Origin of the sequence: Variovorax boronicumulans (assembly GCF_040544675.1) — a bacterium.
Lineage (GTDB): Bacteria > Pseudomonadota > Gammaproteobacteria > Burkholderiales > Burkholderiaceae_C > Variovorax > Variovorax boronicumulans_D.
Genome location: NZ_JBEPKK010000002.1, coordinates 492,559 through 507,541 on the forward strand (window position 1 = coordinate 492,559; position 14,983 = coordinate 507,541).

The window sequence follows — 14,983 nt, forward strand, 5'->3', positions numbered from 1 at the left end:
CTTAGGCGAGCGCCGGATAGTCCGTGTAGCCCTTCGCACCGCCGCCGTACATGGTGGCCTTGTCCAGCTCGTTGAACGGTGCGTTCTCGCGCAGGCGGCGCACCAGATCGGGGTTGGAGATGAAGGGCTTGCCGAAGGCCACGAGGTCGTCGCCTTCCTTGACGGCTTGATCGGCCAGCGGCTTGTCGTAGCCGTTGTTGACCATCCATGCGCCCTTGCCGCCGGCTTCGCGGTAGGCGGCCTTGAGGGCTTCGTAGTCGAAGGGGCGGTCCTCGATCTCGCGAGGGCCGCCGGTGGCGCCTTCGATGATGTGGACGTAGGCCAGGTTCAGCTGTGCGAGCTGCTTGACCACGTAGGTGAACAGGGGCTGCGGGTCGCTGTCGTGCGCGTCGTTGGCGGGCGTGACGGGCGACAGGCGGATGCCGGTCTTGCCGCCGCCGACGGCGTCGACCACGGCGCGCGTGGCTTCGAGCAGCAGGCGGGCACGGTTCTCGATGCTGCCGCCGTAGTCGTCGGTGCGCTTGTTGCTGCCGTCCTTGAGGAACTGGTCGAGCAGGTAGCCGTTGGCGCCATGCAGTTCCACGCCGTCGAAGCCGGCGGTCTCGACCGCGCTGCGCGCCGCCACCGCAAAGGCGTGCACGATGCCCGGCAACTCGCCGGCGTCCAGGGCGCGCGGCTCGGAGGTTTCCACGAAGGTCGGCACGCCGTTCTTGATGAGCACGGTCTTGGTCTTGGCGGTGATGGCCGAAGGCGCGACGGGCTTTCCGCCATCGGGTTGCAGTTCAGTGTGCGAGACGCGGCCCACATGCCAGAGCTGCACGACGATCTTGCCGCCCTCGGCATGCACCGCGTCGGTCACGCGCTTCCAGGCGTCCAGCTGCTCGGTGCCGTAGAGGCCCGGCACGTCGGCGTAGCCCTGGCCCTGGTGGCTGATGGCGGTGGCTTCGGTGATCAGCAGGCCGGCGGTGGCGCGTTGCGCGTAGTAGGTGACGGCGAGCTCGGTCGGTACGGCATTGGGCGAGCGGTTGCGCGTCAGCGGCGCCATCACGATGCGGTTGGCGAGCTTCAGGTCGCCGGCTTGTACGGGGTCGAAAAGGGTGGTCATCGTGGACGGGGGAGCAGAGTTGAAACAGGCGCAAGGCTAAGCGCCCGGCCTCAACCCTGCTGTCGCACGGTTGTCGCGTTTGGTGATAAAGGGCGACAGACGGCGAAGCATTCAGGGCAGCAAGGCCAGCATCGCCGGGCTTGCGCGCACCGGCAGCGCGAGCAGGATCTGCCCCATGCCCTTGCCCAGCGGGTCGTTGCGCAGCGACGCCATGCCGCCGCCGCCCAGCGCCTCTTCGCAGACGAAGTTGAAGGCATCGATGCCGGGCACCTCGTAGCGCGTGACACGGCCCTTGACGAGGTGCGCCAGCCATTCGGCCACGCGGGCTTCGGTGAGCTGCTCGCGCAGCACCGGCAGCAGCGCGGGGTGGCGCGCGATGACGCCGATGTTCGAGGTGTCGCCCTTGTCGCCGCTGCGGGCCCAGGCCAGGCGGATGAGGAGCACTTCGACGGTGTTCGGGTGCCGGGGTGCGGGGTCTGCGGGCACGGCCTGGAGCGGCTGCGGAGAAGGCGCGCTGGCGTGCGGCGGCGCTTCGGTGCGCGGCACCTCGATGGGTTGGCCGTCCACGGTGGCGCGCGCCTCGACCTGCGACTTGTCCAGCAGGAACGCGTACTGCCGTATCGACGGTGACACCGATGCCCGCCCGCCCCCCGCGCCGGTGGTGCCCGGAGACCACGAGGTGCCGGCCGGCGCCACCTCGCGCGCGAACAGTTCCAGTGCCTCCTTGCGCGGATGCGTGACCGCCAGGCGCAGCACCGCTTCGCGCGTCTGCTGCACCTGTGCATTGGCATGCGGGCCGTAGCAGGACTCGGCACCCAGCACTTCGAGATGCGTGCCGCTGTAGGGGCCGAAGCCGGACTGCGTGAAGAGTTCAGCCGTGCGCGTGAGGATCGCCTCGCCCGTGCGCCTTGCCTTCGCGGCCGCATCGAAGCCCACGATGGTGAGCTGCGCGCCGGTCTTGAAGCCGTCGACGTAGGTTGCGCTGACCTTGTAGCTCGCGCTGGGCGCACGGCCGCGCGCGCCGTGCACGCGCACCCGGTGCTCGCCGGCCTGTTCGATGCGCACCTGCGTGAAGTCGGCCGTCACGTCGGGCAGCAGGTAGGCCGCGGGGTCGCCGATTTCGTAGAGCATCTGCTCGCCCACCACCGCGGGCGTGAGCTTCCCGCCGGTGCCCGCGGGCTTGGTGACGACGAAACTGCCGTCGGCGCTGCACTCGACGATGGGGTAGCCGATGTGCGGCCAGTCGGGCACGGTGTCCCAGTCGGTGTGCAGGCCGCCGGTGGCCTGGCAGCCGCACTCGATGATGTGGCCCGCGAGGCTGCCGGCGGCGAGCAGGTCGTGTTCGCCGGGCTGCCATTCGAATTCGTGCATCAGCACACCGAGCGTGACCGCCGAGTCCACGCAGCGGCCGGTGATGACCACCTGTGCGCCCGCATCGAGCGCAGCCTGGATGGGCCGTGCGCCGAGGTAGGCGTTGGCGGTGAGCACGCGTTCGGGCAGAGCGGCGCCGCTCTGCAGTTCGTGCACGGGCGGCTGGGCCTGGCGCAGTTGCGGCAGCAGCGGGGACACATCGTCGCCGCTCACCACCGCGATCTTCAGTTCGATGCCTTGCTCTTTGGCGAGCGCGGCCAGTGCGTCGGCGCAGCCTTGAGGGTTCACGCCGCCCGCGTTGCTCACCACGCGGATGCCTTGTTTCACGACATCTTTCAGCACGGACTTCATCGCGACGGAAACGAAATCGGTCGCGTAGCCCAGCTCCGGTTTCTTGAGCCGCGCGCCCGCGAGGATGGACATGGTGAGTTCGGCGAGGTAGTCGAACACCAGGTAGTCGATCTGCCCGCTGGCCACGAGCTGCGGCGCGCCCACGCTGCTGTCGCCCCAGAAGCCCGAGGCGCCGCCGATGCGGACGATGCGTTCGTTGTTGCCGGTGTTGCTCATCGGCCGCTCCACTGCGGCTTGCGCTTCTCGCGGAAGGCGAGCTGGCCCTCGGCTGCATCCTCGGTGAGCGCGAAGAGGCCGATCTGGCTTTCGGTGAAGGCCATCGACTCCTCGAAGGCCATCGCCTCGATCTTCTTCATCGTGTAGAGCCCGCGGCGGATGGCGGCGGGCGACTTGTCGAGCATGCGGGCCAGCAGCCAGTCGACGCTTTCGTCGACGTCGTCGCTTACGCGGTTGATGAGGCCGTGTTCGAGCGCCTGCGCGGCAGTGATGGGTTCGCCGGTGATGCACATCTCGGCCAGCACGCGGCGCGGCAGGAGGCCGCCGAGCACGCTGAGCACTTGCGCGGGGAAGAGCCCGACCTTCACCTCGGGCAGCCCGAACACCGCGTTGCTGCCGGCCACCGCCATGTCGCACATCGCCATGATCCCCATGCCGCCTGCCATGCAGGCGCCGTTGACGCGCGCGATCAGCGGCACGGTCGATTGGCGCGCCTGGCGGAACAGGTTGGCGAAGCCCTGGTAGGGCGCGGCGTAGTCGAACTTGAACGACGTGCCGCTTTGCAGGTCGGCGCCCGCGCAGAAGGCGCGCGTGCCGGCGCCGGTGATGACGACGGCGCGCACGGCGGGGTCGCCGTCGGCGCGCCGCAGCGCATCGCCCAGGCCTGCGAGCACGGCGCCGTTGATCGCATTGCGCCGCTCCTCGCGGTCGATGGTGAGCCACATGACGGGGCCGCGCATCTCCTCGCGCAGTTCGACGGTGGGAGGGATTTCAGCCATGGCGCTGGGTTCCTTCGATGGTCTGGAGGTCTGCCCGTAGCGTGACGCGAAAAAAAAGCCGCATCGTGCGGCTTGTGGCTGAAGCGGCCGGGGTTTTCCCGTAGGACTCCCCGGCCGCTTCACTGCTTCTGTGAGCTTCGGTCTACTTCAGCAGGCCTTCGGCCTTCATTGCTTCCTGCACGGCAGGACGCGCACCGACGCGCGCATGCCAAGCCTGCACGTTGGGGTAGGCCGAGAGGTCGACGCCGGTGGGCTTGGCCCAGTTGGTCACGGTGAACAGGTAGCCGTCGGCCACGCTGAAGTGCTCGCCCATCAGGAACTCCTTGCTGGCGAGTTCGCCGTCAAGCCACTTGAAGCGGGTGGCGAGCTTGTCCTTGGCGATGGTCTTGGCTTCTTCCGGCATGGCGGGGTTGAACAGCGGGCTGAAGCCCTTGTGCATTTCGGTGCCGATGAAGGTCAGCCACTCCTGCAGGCGGTAGCGCTGCATCGTGCCGTTGGCGGGCGCGAGGTTCTTGGTGGGGGCGAGGTCGGCAATGTATTGCAGGATGGCCGGGCCTTCGCGCAGGCGCGCGCCGTCGTCCAGTTCCAGCATGGGCACGTAGCCCAGCGGGTTGATGCCGTAGTAGTCCGTGCCGTCCTGCAGCTTGTGGCTCTTGGTGCTGGCCAGCACGGGTTCGAAGGCCAGGCCGGCCTCGTGCAGTGCGATATGGGGCGAGAGGGAACAGGCACCGGGCGAGTAGTAAAGCTTCATGCGAAATGACTCCAATGGATAGCGAGGGATGGGTAGCGTCGGACGATTGTTGCTGCGACCGAGGCGGATGCTAGCGGGTTTGGCGCCATCGCGTTTTTGTCCTACGGCGGCTCGCGCATGCCGACTATCAGCAACCGGGCAGCCGATTTTTAAAGTCGCTGCACGGTGGGCAAGTGCCCGTTGCAAGGAGCTCTTCATGCTGAAGTACGCGATTATTTTTGCTGTCATTTCCCTCCTGGCCGGCGTGCTGGGTTTCGGCGGCGTGGCCGCAGGCGCGGCCGGCATTGCCAAGCTGCTGTTCGGCCTGTTCCTCGTGCTGGCGGTGCTGTTCGTCGTGCTCGCCGCATTGGGTGTGGGCGCGGTGAAGAAGGCGCTGGACTGAGCGCGCTTTTCGCATTCGATAGGCATCCCACAGGGCACCCATGCACATTTCCCATATCGACGCCCAGCTCGAATACGAGGTGACGGCGCCCGCGCACATGCTGCTCAACATCGAGGCGGCGCGCGCCGGTGCGCAAGCGGTGGTGGAGGAAACGCTCACCATCGAGCCGCCGACCGAGATGAAGGTGTTCTGCGACGAATCCAGCGGCAACCGTTTCATTCGTTTCGATGCCAAGCCCGGTCCGCTGAAGATCGGCTACAAGGCGACGGTGCAGCGATCGCAAGTGGATGTGCCCCTGGACCTGCGCGAAATGCCGGTCAACGAGGTGCCCGACGAAGTGCTGCACTACATGATGCCGACGCGCTATTGCGAGTCGGACCTGATGTCTCGTTGCGCCCAGCAGCTCTTCGGCGACCTGCCGCCCGGCATCGGGCGCGTGCAAGCCATCGTCGACTGGATCCACGAAAGCATTGCCTACGAGCCCGGCAGCAGCGACTCGACCACCACCGCGCGCGAGGTGTTCGTGGAACGCGCCGGCGTGTGCCGCGACTTCGCGCATCTGGGCATCACCTTTTGCCGCGCGCTCAACATTCCGGCGCGGCTGGTGGTGGGCTATGTGTGGTTCGATGAACCGCCGCAGGACTTTCACGCCGTGTTCGAAGCCTGGCTCGGCGGCCAGTGGGTGCTGTTCGATCCGACGCGCATGGCGCCGGTCGACCGCCTGGTGCGCGTGGGCACGGGGCGCGACGCGAAGGACGTGGCCTTCTGCACGATCTTCGGTGCGGTGCGCATGACCGACAAGAAGCTGGTGATCCGCGAGTTGCAGGACGAAAGCGTCGAACCACCGGCGGCGCCCGCGCCCAGCGGCGCTTTGGTGGGCATCGAGAAGCCGGTGCCCGTGCCAGCTGCCAAACTGACGGAAACGACCGCCTGACAAGGATGGTTTGCTATTAAATATATAGCAATGTGAGTTTTTGGCCGTTGGGGGGCGAGCGGCGCGGCGTTGATGACCGGCTTGCCCACACAACGGGCGCAAGGTGGCATCGCCGACTAAAATCGGTGCCCCCTTCAAGCGCCGCGCACGCGTCAGTAGTGCGCCCCCTCTCCAATGCTGTACCCCGAAGAATTCGATTGTGTAGTCGTCGGCGGTGGCCATGCCGGCACTGAAGCCGCGCTCGCCGCCGCGCGCATGGGCGCCAAGACGCTGCTGCTCTCCCACAACATCGAGACGCTGGGGCAGATGAGTTGCAACCCCTCGATCGGCGGTATCGGCAAGGGTCATCTGGTGAAAGAGGTGGACGCGCTCGGCGGTGCGATGGCCATTGCCACCGACGAAGCCGGCATCCAGTTCCGCATTCTCAATTCGAGCAAGGGGCCGGCCGTGCGTGCGACTCGCGCGCAGGCCGACCGCGTGCTGTACAAGGCCGCGATCCGCCATCGCCTGGAAAACCAGCCGAACCTGAGCTTGTTCCAGCAAGCGGTCGACGACCTGATGGTGGAGGGCGATCGCGTGGTCGGTGCCATCACACAGGTGGGCATCGCCTTCCGCGCACGCACCGTGGTGTTGACAGCGGGCACTTTTCTCGACGGCCGCATCCACGTCGGGCTGGACAACTACCAGGCCGGGCGCGCGGGCGATCCGCCGGCCATCAGCCTGTCGGCGCGGCTGAAGGAACTGAAGCTGCCGCAAGGCCGCCTCAAGACCGGTACGCCACCGCGCCTCGATGGCCGCAGCATCGATTTCTCGAAGTGCACCGAGCAGCCCGGCGACGGCATGCCCGGTGGGGCAGGGCCGATGCCGGTGTTCAGCTTCATGGGCCGCACCGACATGCACCCGCGCCAGATGGCCTGCTGGATCACGCACACCAATGCGCGCACGCACGACATCATTCGCTCTGGCTTTGACCGCAGCCCGATGTTCACCGGCAAGATCGACGGCATCGGTCCGCGCTATTGCCCGAGCGTGGAAGACAAGATCAACCGTTTCGCCGACAAGGAAAGCCACCAGATTTTTCTGGAGCCCGAAGGCCTGACGACCAACGAGTACTACCCGAACGGGATCTCGACCAGCCTGCCGTTCGACATCCAGCTTCAGCTGGTGCGCTCCATGGCGGGGTTGGAGAACGCCCACATCCTGCGTCCGGGCTACGCGATCGAGTACGACTACTTCGATCCGCGCGAACTCAAGAGCAGCTTCGAGACACGTTCGGTCAAGGGACTGTTCTTCGCCGGACAGATCAATGGCACCACCGGCTACGAAGAAGCAGCGGCCCAAGGCTTGTTCGCCGGTATCAATGCCGCGCTGCAATGCCGTGGCGAAGACGCTTGGCTGCCGCGCCGCGACGAAGCCTATCTGGGTGTGCTGGTCGACGACCTGATCACCAAGGGTGTGACCGAGCCGTACCGCATGTTCACCAGCCGGGCAGAGTTCCGGCTGCAGCTTCGCGAGGACAACGCCGACATGCGCCTGACCGAAGCAGGGCGCAAGCTGGGCCTGGTCGACGATGCGCGCTGGGATGCTTTCAGCCGCAAGCGCGATGCTGTTTCACGTGAAACAGAGCGGCTCAAGTCGATCTGGGTGAACCCGCGCAACCTGCCGGCCGCGGAGTCGGAGCGGGTGCTGGGCAAGGCCATCGAGCACGAATACAACCTGGCTGACCTGCTGCGCCGGCCCGATGTGAACTACGAGACGCTGATGTCGCTGGACGGCGGCAAGTACAGCGCCGCGTCGGCGTTGAGCGAAACCGAGATCGAGCAGATCGAGATTTCTGCCAAATACTCCGGCTACATCGAGCGCCAGCACGACGAGGTGGAGCGCGCCGCCCATTTCGAGAGCCTGCGCCTCCCGGCTGACTTCGACTACGGACAGGTCAAGGCACTGAGCTTTGAAGTGCGCCAGAAGCTGGACAAGCACCGGCCCGAAACGCTGGGCCTGGCTTCGCGCATCTCTGGCGTGACGCCGGCAGCCATCTCGCTCTTGATGATTCATCTCCGAAAGGGCGGGCACAAAGCCTTTGCCCGGGATGCCATCCCCGCGACCCCGGAAGCAGCCACCGAGCCGCAGTCCGCCGAATGAGCGCGCCCATCGATACGCTGCGGCAGGGCGCAACGGCGCTCGGCGTCTCCCTGTCGGATCTTCAAGCCGAGCAACTGCTGGCCTATGGCACGCTGATGCTCAAGTGGAACAAGGTCTACAACCTCACGGCGGTGCGCGATCCGGCCGGCGTGATGACGCACCACCTGCTGGACAGCCTGGCCGTCATCTCGCCGTTGAAACGGCAGTATCCGCAGCAGGGCAAGCTGCTCGACGTGGGTTCGGGCGCCGGACTGCCGGGCGTGATCATCGCGATCATGCGGCCGGACGTCGATGTGAGCTGCCTGGATGCGGTGGCCAAGAAGGCCGCATTCGTCCAGCAGGTGGCGGCCGAGTTGGAGTTGCCCAACCTGCGCGGCCTGCACGCGCGGGTCGAGTTGCTGGAAGGTAGCTACAACGTCATCAGCTCGCGCGCCTTCGCTTCGCTGCCGGACTTCTTCAATGGCTCCAAGCATCTGTTGGCGGAAGAGGGCGTGTGGCTCGCCATGAAGGGCAAGACCCCCAGTGAAGAACTGGCGGCGCTGCCTCCCGAAGTGGCGGTGTTTCACGTGGAACAACTGACGGTTCCGGGCCTGGATGCCGAGCGCTGCATCATCTGGGCGCGCAAGCAGCCCGCCTGATTCGGTAAAAAGAAGCCGCGGCTCGGGCAAAAGCCGCCGCTTGAGCAGCCTGCGTCGCGCTGGCCTCGCTTAGACTCGACGCCTCCCCCTTGGCTCTTCTTCGAGGCAAATCCCATGTTCGGCATCGCTGACTACGGCGCGTTCGTCGCCGCCATCGTTCTCTTCCTCCTGGTTCCCGGTCCGGGCAACCTGGCGCTGATCACCTCGACCAGCAAAGGCGGAGTTCGCGGCGGTTTGGCGGCAACGGCGGGCTTGATCATCGGCGACCAATGCTTGTTGTGGGCGGCGGTGGCGGGGGTTTCGGCGGTGCTGGCCGCGTACCCAACCGCTTTCAAGGCAGTGCAATGGCTGGGCGCCGCATATCTCGCGTGGCTGGGCTTCAAGATGCTGCTGGCCAAGCCGGGCTCGGCGCCGATCCTCAACATCCGCCCCAGCCACTTTCTTCGCCAAGCGTTCACCATCACCTTGCTGAACCCCAAGGCCATCGTGTTCTACATGGCTTTTTTTCCGCTGTTCGTTGATCCGGCCCGTCACCAGGGCCTGGTTACCTTCGGCGCCATGGCCCTCACGATTGCCGCGCTGACCTTTGTGTATGGCCTGACCTCGACCTTGCTCACGCATTTCCTCGCCGAGCGCATTCGCGCCAACCGCCGCATCTCGGGCACGCTTGAAAAGCTGGCCGGTGTTTTCCTGATCGCCTTCGGCGTCAAGCTCGCGATCTCGCGTTGATCACTCGCTGATCTCTCCGGTACTGACAGACATGGCCAAGATTTTTTGTGTTGCCAACCAAAAGGGCGGGGTCGGCAAGACCACCACCACCGTCAACCTTGCAGCCGGTCTGGCCAAGGTGGGCCAACGGGTGCTGATGATCGACCTGGATCCCCAGGGCAATGCGACCATGGGTTCGGGTATCGACAAGCGCGAACTGGAGCTCACGGTGTACGACGTGCTGCTCGAATCGGCCTCGGTGGCCGAAGCGCGCGTCAAGTCGGACAAGCTGATCGAAGGCGGTTGCAGCTACGACGTGCTGGGCGCCAACCGCGAGCTGGCCGGCGCTGAAGTCGAAATGGTCGCGCTCGACCGCCGCGAAAAGCGCCTGCGCACCGCACTGGCGGCCGTCGGCGCCGAGTACGACTTCGTGCTGATCGACTGCCCGCCGAGCCTGAGCCTGCTCACCCTCAACGGCCTGTGCGCCGCCCATGGCGTGATCGTGCCGATGCAGTGCGAGTACTTTGCGCTCGAAGGGCTGACCGACCTGGTCAACACCATCAAGCAGGTGCACGCCAACCTCAACAAGAACCTGCAGATCATCGGCCTGCTGCGCGTGATGTTCGATCCGCGCATCACGCTGCAGCAGCAGGTGAGCGAGCAGCTCAAGTCCCACTTCGGCGACAAGGTGTTCGACACCGTGATCCCGCGCAATGTGCGGCTGGCCGAGGCGCCGAGCTACGGCCTGCCGGGCGTGGTGTTCGACCCGGCCGCTCGCGGCAGCCAGGCTTTCATTGCGTTCGCGCAGGAGCTGGTCGAGAAGATGCCGCCGGCCAGTGCTTTCGCGACCGGCGCGGTGGCGCCGCCGATTGCGCCGGTCGAACGCATCGCGCCGGATCTGGCGATTCCCCAGGATGTGCTGGCGCCCGCGCCAGGCTCCACCAGTGAAAACAGCGCCTGACGCCTGCCTTGGCTTGGCCGGGCGCTATCAAGTTCGTAGCAAATGACAGTTTCTCGCATCCTGCTGCTGCCGGGTTGGCAGAACAGCGGCCCCGGCCATTGGCAAACCATCTGGGAGTCGACACACGGCGACCGCCGCGTCGAGCAGCATGAATGGATGCGGCCGCTGCGCGGCGACTGGTCCGCGCGCCTCGAAGAAGAAGTGCTGGCCGCGCCCGGCCCGGTGGTCTTTGCGGCGCACAGCCTCGGCTGCATCCTCGTCGCCGCCTGGGCTGCGCATTCGCGCAACACGCACAAGGTGCGCGGCGCACTGCTGGTGGCGCCCGGAGACCTGGAGCGAGACGACCTGCGGCAACTGATTCCCGGCTGGGCACCGATCGTGCGTCAGCCGCTGCCATTCCCGGCCGTGCTGGTCGCCGCCAACGACGATCCGTATTGCGACGCGTCGCGCTCGCAGCAGCTGGCGAAGGACTGGGGCGCCCGCTTCGTCGATGCCGGCACGGGCGGCCACCTGAACGCCGAATCCGGCCTGGGCGACTGGCCCGAGGGCCGGCAACTCCTGAACGACATTTCGAAAGACAAGAACTGATGGCGACCAAGAAACCCAAGGGCCTGGGCCGCGGCCTCGAGGCGCTGCTCGGCCCGACGGCCGCACCCGCCGCCGACCACGGCAACGCTTCAGCAGAAGAGGGCGGCGCGTCGCCAAATCCGACCACGCTGATGCTCGACCAGATGGTGGCCGGCGTCTATCAGCCGCGCACCCGCATGGACGAGGGCGCGCTCTACGAGCTGGCCGAAAGCATCAAGGTGCAGGGCATCATGCAGCCGATCCTGGTGCGCCGGCTCGATGCCGAATCGGCCGCCGCCAAGAACGCCGAATACGAAATCATCGCGGGCGAGCGGCGCTTTCGTGCCGCCAGGCTCGCGGGCCTGGACAGCGTGCCGGTGCTGGTGCGCGACGTGCCCAACGAGGCCGCGGCGGCCATGTCGCTGATCGAAAACATCCAGCGCGAAGACCTCAACCCGCTCGAAGAAGCCCAAGGCCTGCAACGCCTGGTCGCCGAGTTTGGGCTCACTCACGAAATGGCCGCGCAGGCCGTGGGCCGCTCCCGCAGCGCAGCCAGCAACCTGCTGCGCCTGCTGAACCTGGCCGAGCCGGCGCAGCTGATGCTGATGGCCGGCGACATCGACATGGGCCACGCCCGCGCGCTGCTCTCGCTGGACCGCGGCACGCAGATCACGGCGGCCAACCAGATCGCCGCCAGGAAGATGTCGGTGCGCGAAGCCGAGGCGCTGGTGAAGAAGCTGGCGGCCGAGTTCACCCTCACGCCGTCCCGCCGCGGCAACGCCGGCGAGAAGTCGCGCGACCTGCAGCGCGTGGAAGAAGAGCTGGCCGACCTGCTCACCGCCGAAGTCGAAGTGCGCATCAAGAAGCGCACGAAGCGTGGCGAAAGCGGCGAACTGGCGATCCACTTCGGCTCCATCGAAGCGCTCAATGGATTGATCGAGCGCATCCGCCGAACAGCCTAGTTTTGAAATCCGCCCATGTCATTCGTTTGATTGATTGCTGCAATCCTTTGCGCGTATCCTTCGGCTGGATTTTTGCTAACCAATATCTCTGACAAAGAGGGAGTCCGCTCATGAAGTTCACCAAGTTCCCGCTCGCGGCCGTCGCCGTCGGCGCGTTCCTCCTCACCGGCTGTGCGACCACCGACATGCAGATGGGCAGCCAGTCGGCCAAGACCATGGCCACCGGCAGCGCCGCAGGCTCGGCCACCGCCGGCGAAAGCAGCCAGCTGGAGCGCTGCGAATCGCCGCTCGGCACGGTGTCCCTCATCGAGAACGTCAACTCCGGCTGGTACACCATCCTGACCGGCGAGTACCGCCTTCCGCCTACTGCAAACCTGTTGCGTTTGCTGGTGCAGCAGTCGAACTGCTTCATCGTGGTCGAGCGCGGCGCGGCCGGCATGAACGCCATGACGCGTGAACGCGCGCTGCAGCAGTCGGGTGAAATGCGCGGCGGCAGCAACTTCGGCCGTGGCCAGATGGTCGCCTCCGACTACGGCCTGTCGCCCGAGATCGTGTTCAGCAACAGCGATGCCGGCGGCATCGGCGGCGCGCTCGGCGGCCTGGTGGGCGGCGGCCGTGGCCGCGCACTCGCCGCCATCGGCGGCAGCATGCAGACCAAGGAAGCCAGCGCGCTCCTGACCCTCATCGACAACCGCTCGGGCGTGCAGGTCGCGGCCTCCGAGGGCAGCGCCTCCAAGACCGACTTCGGCGCCTTCGGCGGGCTGGCCGGTCGCAGCGGCGCCGGTGGCCTGGGCGGCTACACCAACACGGCACAGGGCAAGGTGATTGCCGCCGCGTTCATGGACGCCTTCAACCAGATGGTTCGTTCGCTGCGCAACTACAAGGCGCAGACGGTTCGCGGCCAGGGCCTGGGCGGCGGTGGCCGGCTGGGCGTGGACGGCGGCGCCGCACCGTCGCAGACCTTCGTGCCGGCGGAGCAGGCACCGGCGCGTCGCCGCAGGTAAGTCGACAACGTCGGCCTTCGGGCCACGAAAAAGCCCGGGGCTCTTGCGAGCCACCGGGCTTTTTCTTGGGGTGCGCCTGAAAGGGACCGGCGCGCGATCAGAGCGCGAAGATCTTGCCGGGATTCATGATGTTCTTCGGGTCCAGCGCGCGCTTGATGGTGCGCATCATGTCGATGGCGCCCACACCGGCTTCGGTCACCAGGAAGTCCATCTTGTGCAGGCCCACGCCGTGTTCGCCGGTGCAGGTGCCTTCCAGCGCCAGCGCGCGGCTGACCAGGGCATGGTTCAGCGCCTCGGCCTTCACCCGCTCTTCGGGAATGTTGGGGTCCAGCAGATAGCCGAAGTGGAAATTGCCGTCGCCCACGTGGCCGACGAGGAAGTAGGGGATGCCGCTGGCATCGGCTTCGGCCACCGAGTCGAGCAGGCAATCGGCCAGGCGCGAGATCGGCACGCAGGTGTCGGTGGAGATCACGCGGCAGCCCGGGCGCGACTGCACCGCCGCAAAGTAGCTGTTGTGCCGCGCGGTCCACAGCCGCGTGCGTTCTTCCGGCGTGCTGGCCCATTCGAAGGCGTTGCCGCCGTGGCCGCTCGCGAGCTCCTGCACCGTCTCGGCCTGTTCCTTCACACCGGCCGGCGAGCCGTGGAACTCCATCAGCAGCATCGGCTCTTCGCGCAGGTTCAGCTTGGCGTAGGCATTCACCATGCGCACCGTGTTCACGTCGATCAGTTCCACGCGCGCGATCGGCACGCCCAACTGGATGGTTTCGATGGTGGTGCGCACCGCGGCCTCGATGCTCGGGAAGGAGCAGATGGCCGCCGACACCGCCTCGGGCAGCGGGTAGATGCGCAGCGTGACTTCGGTAATGACGCCCAGCGTGCCTTCGCTGCCCACCATGAGGCGCGTGAGGTCGTAGCCGGCCGAAGACTTCTTCGCGCGCGTGCCGGTGCGAATGACTTCACCGGCCGCGGTAACCACTTCGAGCGCCAGCACGTTTTCGCGCATGGTGCCGTAGCGCACCGCGTTCGTGCCGCTCGCGCGCGTGGCGGCCATGCCGCCGATGGACGCGTCGGCGCCCGGGTCGATGGGGAAGAAGAGGCCGGTGCTCTTGATCTCTTCGTTGAGCTGCTTGCGCGTGACGCCCGGCTGCACCGTCACCGTGAGGTCGTCGGCGTTGACCGAGACCACCTTGTTCATCCGCGACACGTCGATGCTGATGCCGCCCTGCACCGCCAGCAGGTGGCCTTCGAGCGAAGACCCGACGCCGAAGGGAATGACCGGCACGCTGTGCGCGCTCGCGAGCTTCACGGCATCGGCCACGTCCTGCGTGCTCTCGGCGAACACCACGGCCGAGGGCGGCGGTGCGTCGAACGAGGACTCGTCGCGACCGTGCTGCGTGCGCACCGCCATCGCCGTGGAACAGTTGTCGCCGAAGCGCGCCTTGAGGCCATCGATCAGGCTGGCAGGCACATCGCGCAGATGAAGCGCCGGCATCAGGTGCGAGGTTTGGGTGGGGGCGTTCATCGGGCATCTCCTGGGAGGCAACGGGGCGGGGCGGGAACGGGCATTTTACGGAGCGGGCACCATAATGCGCTTCGGCAAAAACATGAACCCTACGACCCTCAGTGCCCTGGTGGCCTTTCCGTCGCAACTGGAGGCCCACTACGCGGCCATTCCCGAAGCCTTCAGGCATTGGGCCCCGCCCTCGTGGGAGGGCGTGCCCAGCGAAGCCTTCACCGCCATCGAGCAGCTCTGCCATGTGCGGGACATCGAGATCGAGGGCTACCACGTTCGCTTTCGCCGCACGCTCGCGGAAAGCCGCCCGACGCTGGCATCGATCGACAGCGAGCCCCTGGCCATCGAACGCAACTACGGCGCTGCCGATGCGAAGAAGGTGCTGGCCGACTTCCGCCTTGCACGCGCGCAGACGATGGAGATCGTCTCGTCGCTCACCGATGCGCAACTCGCGCGCACGGCGGTGTTCGAGGGCTACGGCCCGCTCACGATGCGCAGCCTTATTCATTACCTCTGCAGCCACGACCAGCAGCATCTGGCAGGCCTGCAATGGCTGGCCGGCAAGATCGACGCATCGACCGTCGCGCAGTAAACACACA

General features: G+C 66.6%; 15 protein-coding genes. 10 read left to right on the plus strand and 5 right to left on the minus strand.

Annotated elements, in window-relative coordinates; translation table 11 throughout:
- Position 1: 1 nt before the first annotated feature.
- The 4 genes from ABIC90_RS05345 to gstA form a co-directional block, all read right to left on the minus strand.
- Positions 2-1,105 (minus strand): alkene reductase, encoded by a 1,104-nt coding sequence (locus ABIC90_RS05345; protein WP_354353017.1) that lies wholly within the window; start codon positions 1,103-1,105, stop codon positions 2-4.
- A gap of 111 nt (positions 1,106-1,216) precedes the next feature.
- The gene (locus ABIC90_RS05350; protein ID WP_354353018.1) at positions 1,217-3,043 is read right to left on the minus strand and encodes an acyclic terpene utilization AtuA family protein; all 1,827 of its coding nucleotides are present in this window, start codon (positions 3,041-3,043) and stop codon (positions 1,217-1,219) included.
- Positions 3,040-3,822 carry an enoyl-CoA hydratase/isomerase family protein gene (locus ABIC90_RS05355; RefSeq protein WP_354353019.1) on the minus strand — a complete coding sequence of 261 codons (783 nt, stop codon included), beginning with the start codon at positions 3,820-3,822 and terminating at the stop codon, positions 3,040-3,042. Before ABIC90_RS05355 ends, ABIC90_RS05350 begins: the two co-directional genes overlap by 4 nt.
- Positions 3,823-3,964: 142 nt before the next feature.
- Positions 3,965-4,573, minus strand: a complete 609-nt coding sequence (gene gstA, locus ABIC90_RS05360; protein ID WP_354353020.1) for a glutathione transferase GstA — start codon at positions 4,571-4,573, stop codon at positions 3,965-3,967.
- Positions 4,574-4,769: 196 nt separating this feature from the next.
- Between gstA and ABIC90_RS05365 the strand changes: the two genes are divergently transcribed.
- The 9 genes from ABIC90_RS05365 to ABIC90_RS05405 all read left to right on the plus strand — a co-directional run bounded on the left by ABIC90_RS05365 (position 4,770) and on the right by ABIC90_RS05405 (position 12,871).
- Positions 4,770-4,955 (plus strand): DUF1328 family protein, encoded by a 186-nt coding sequence (locus tag ABIC90_RS05365; protein WP_354353021.1) that lies wholly within the window; start codon positions 4,770-4,772, stop codon positions 4,953-4,955.
- Between the two features lie 40 nt (positions 4,956-4,995).
- Positions 4,996-5,889 carry a transglutaminase-like domain-containing protein gene (locus tag ABIC90_RS05370; RefSeq protein ID WP_354353022.1) on the plus strand — a complete coding sequence of 298 codons (894 nt, stop codon included), beginning with the start codon at positions 4,996-4,998 and terminating at the stop codon, positions 5,887-5,889.
- 174 nt (positions 5,890-6,063) lie between these two features.
- Entirely contained in the window at positions 6,064-8,031 is a 1,968-nt protein-coding gene (gene mnmG, locus ABIC90_RS05375) for a tRNA uridine-5-carboxymethylaminomethyl(34) synthesis enzyme MnmG (protein WP_354353024.1), read from the plus strand.
- Positions 8,028-8,669: a 16S rRNA (guanine(527)-N(7))-methyltransferase RsmG gene (rsmG, locus tag ABIC90_RS05380; RefSeq protein ID WP_354353025.1), complete on the plus strand. Its 642-nt coding sequence runs from the start codon at positions 8,028-8,030 to the stop codon at positions 8,667-8,669. The genes mnmG and rsmG overlap by 4 nt, the downstream gene beginning before the upstream one ends.
- Before the next feature lie 114 nt (positions 8,670-8,783).
- Positions 8,784-9,398, plus strand: a complete 615-nt coding sequence (locus tag ABIC90_RS05385; RefSeq protein WP_354353026.1) for a LysE family transporter — start codon at positions 8,784-8,786, stop codon at positions 9,396-9,398.
- Positions 9,399-9,429: 31 nt separating this feature from the next.
- On the plus strand, positions 9,430-10,338 hold the full coding sequence (locus ABIC90_RS05390; protein ID WP_354353027.1) for a ParA family protein: 909 nt from the start codon (positions 9,430-9,432) through the stop codon (positions 10,336-10,338).
- Positions 10,339-10,380: 42 nt separating this feature from the next.
- Positions 10,381-10,926 (plus strand): RBBP9/YdeN family alpha/beta hydrolase, encoded by a 546-nt coding sequence (locus ABIC90_RS05395; RefSeq protein WP_354353028.1) that lies wholly within the window; start codon positions 10,381-10,383, stop codon positions 10,924-10,926.
- Positions 10,926-11,867 carry a ParB/RepB/Spo0J family partition protein gene (locus tag ABIC90_RS05400; protein ID WP_354353029.1) on the plus strand — a complete coding sequence of 314 codons (942 nt, stop codon included), beginning with the start codon at positions 10,926-10,928 and terminating at the stop codon, positions 11,865-11,867. Before ABIC90_RS05395 ends, ABIC90_RS05400 begins: the two co-directional genes overlap by 1 nt.
- Positions 11,868-11,977: 110 nt before the next feature.
- Positions 11,978-12,871 carry a CsgG/HfaB family protein gene (locus tag ABIC90_RS05405; RefSeq protein WP_354353030.1) on the plus strand — a complete coding sequence of 298 codons (894 nt, stop codon included), beginning with the start codon at positions 11,978-11,980 and terminating at the stop codon, positions 12,869-12,871.
- A 97-nt stretch (positions 12,872-12,968) separates the two neighbouring features.
- Here ABIC90_RS05405 and ABIC90_RS05410 read toward each other — a convergent pair whose 3' ends face one another.
- A complete protein-coding gene (locus tag ABIC90_RS05410; protein ID WP_354353031.1) occupies positions 12,969-14,393 on the minus strand; it encodes an FAD-binding oxidoreductase in 1,425 nt (474 codons plus the stop codon).
- Positions 14,394-14,475: 82 nt separating this feature from the next.
- On the opposite strand from ABIC90_RS05410, the gene ABIC90_RS05415 reads away from it, so the two are divergent.
- Positions 14,476-14,976 (plus strand): DinB family protein, encoded by a 501-nt coding sequence (locus ABIC90_RS05415; protein ID WP_354353032.1) that lies wholly within the window; start codon positions 14,476-14,478, stop codon positions 14,974-14,976.
- Positions 14,977-14,983: the final 7 nt, after the last annotated feature.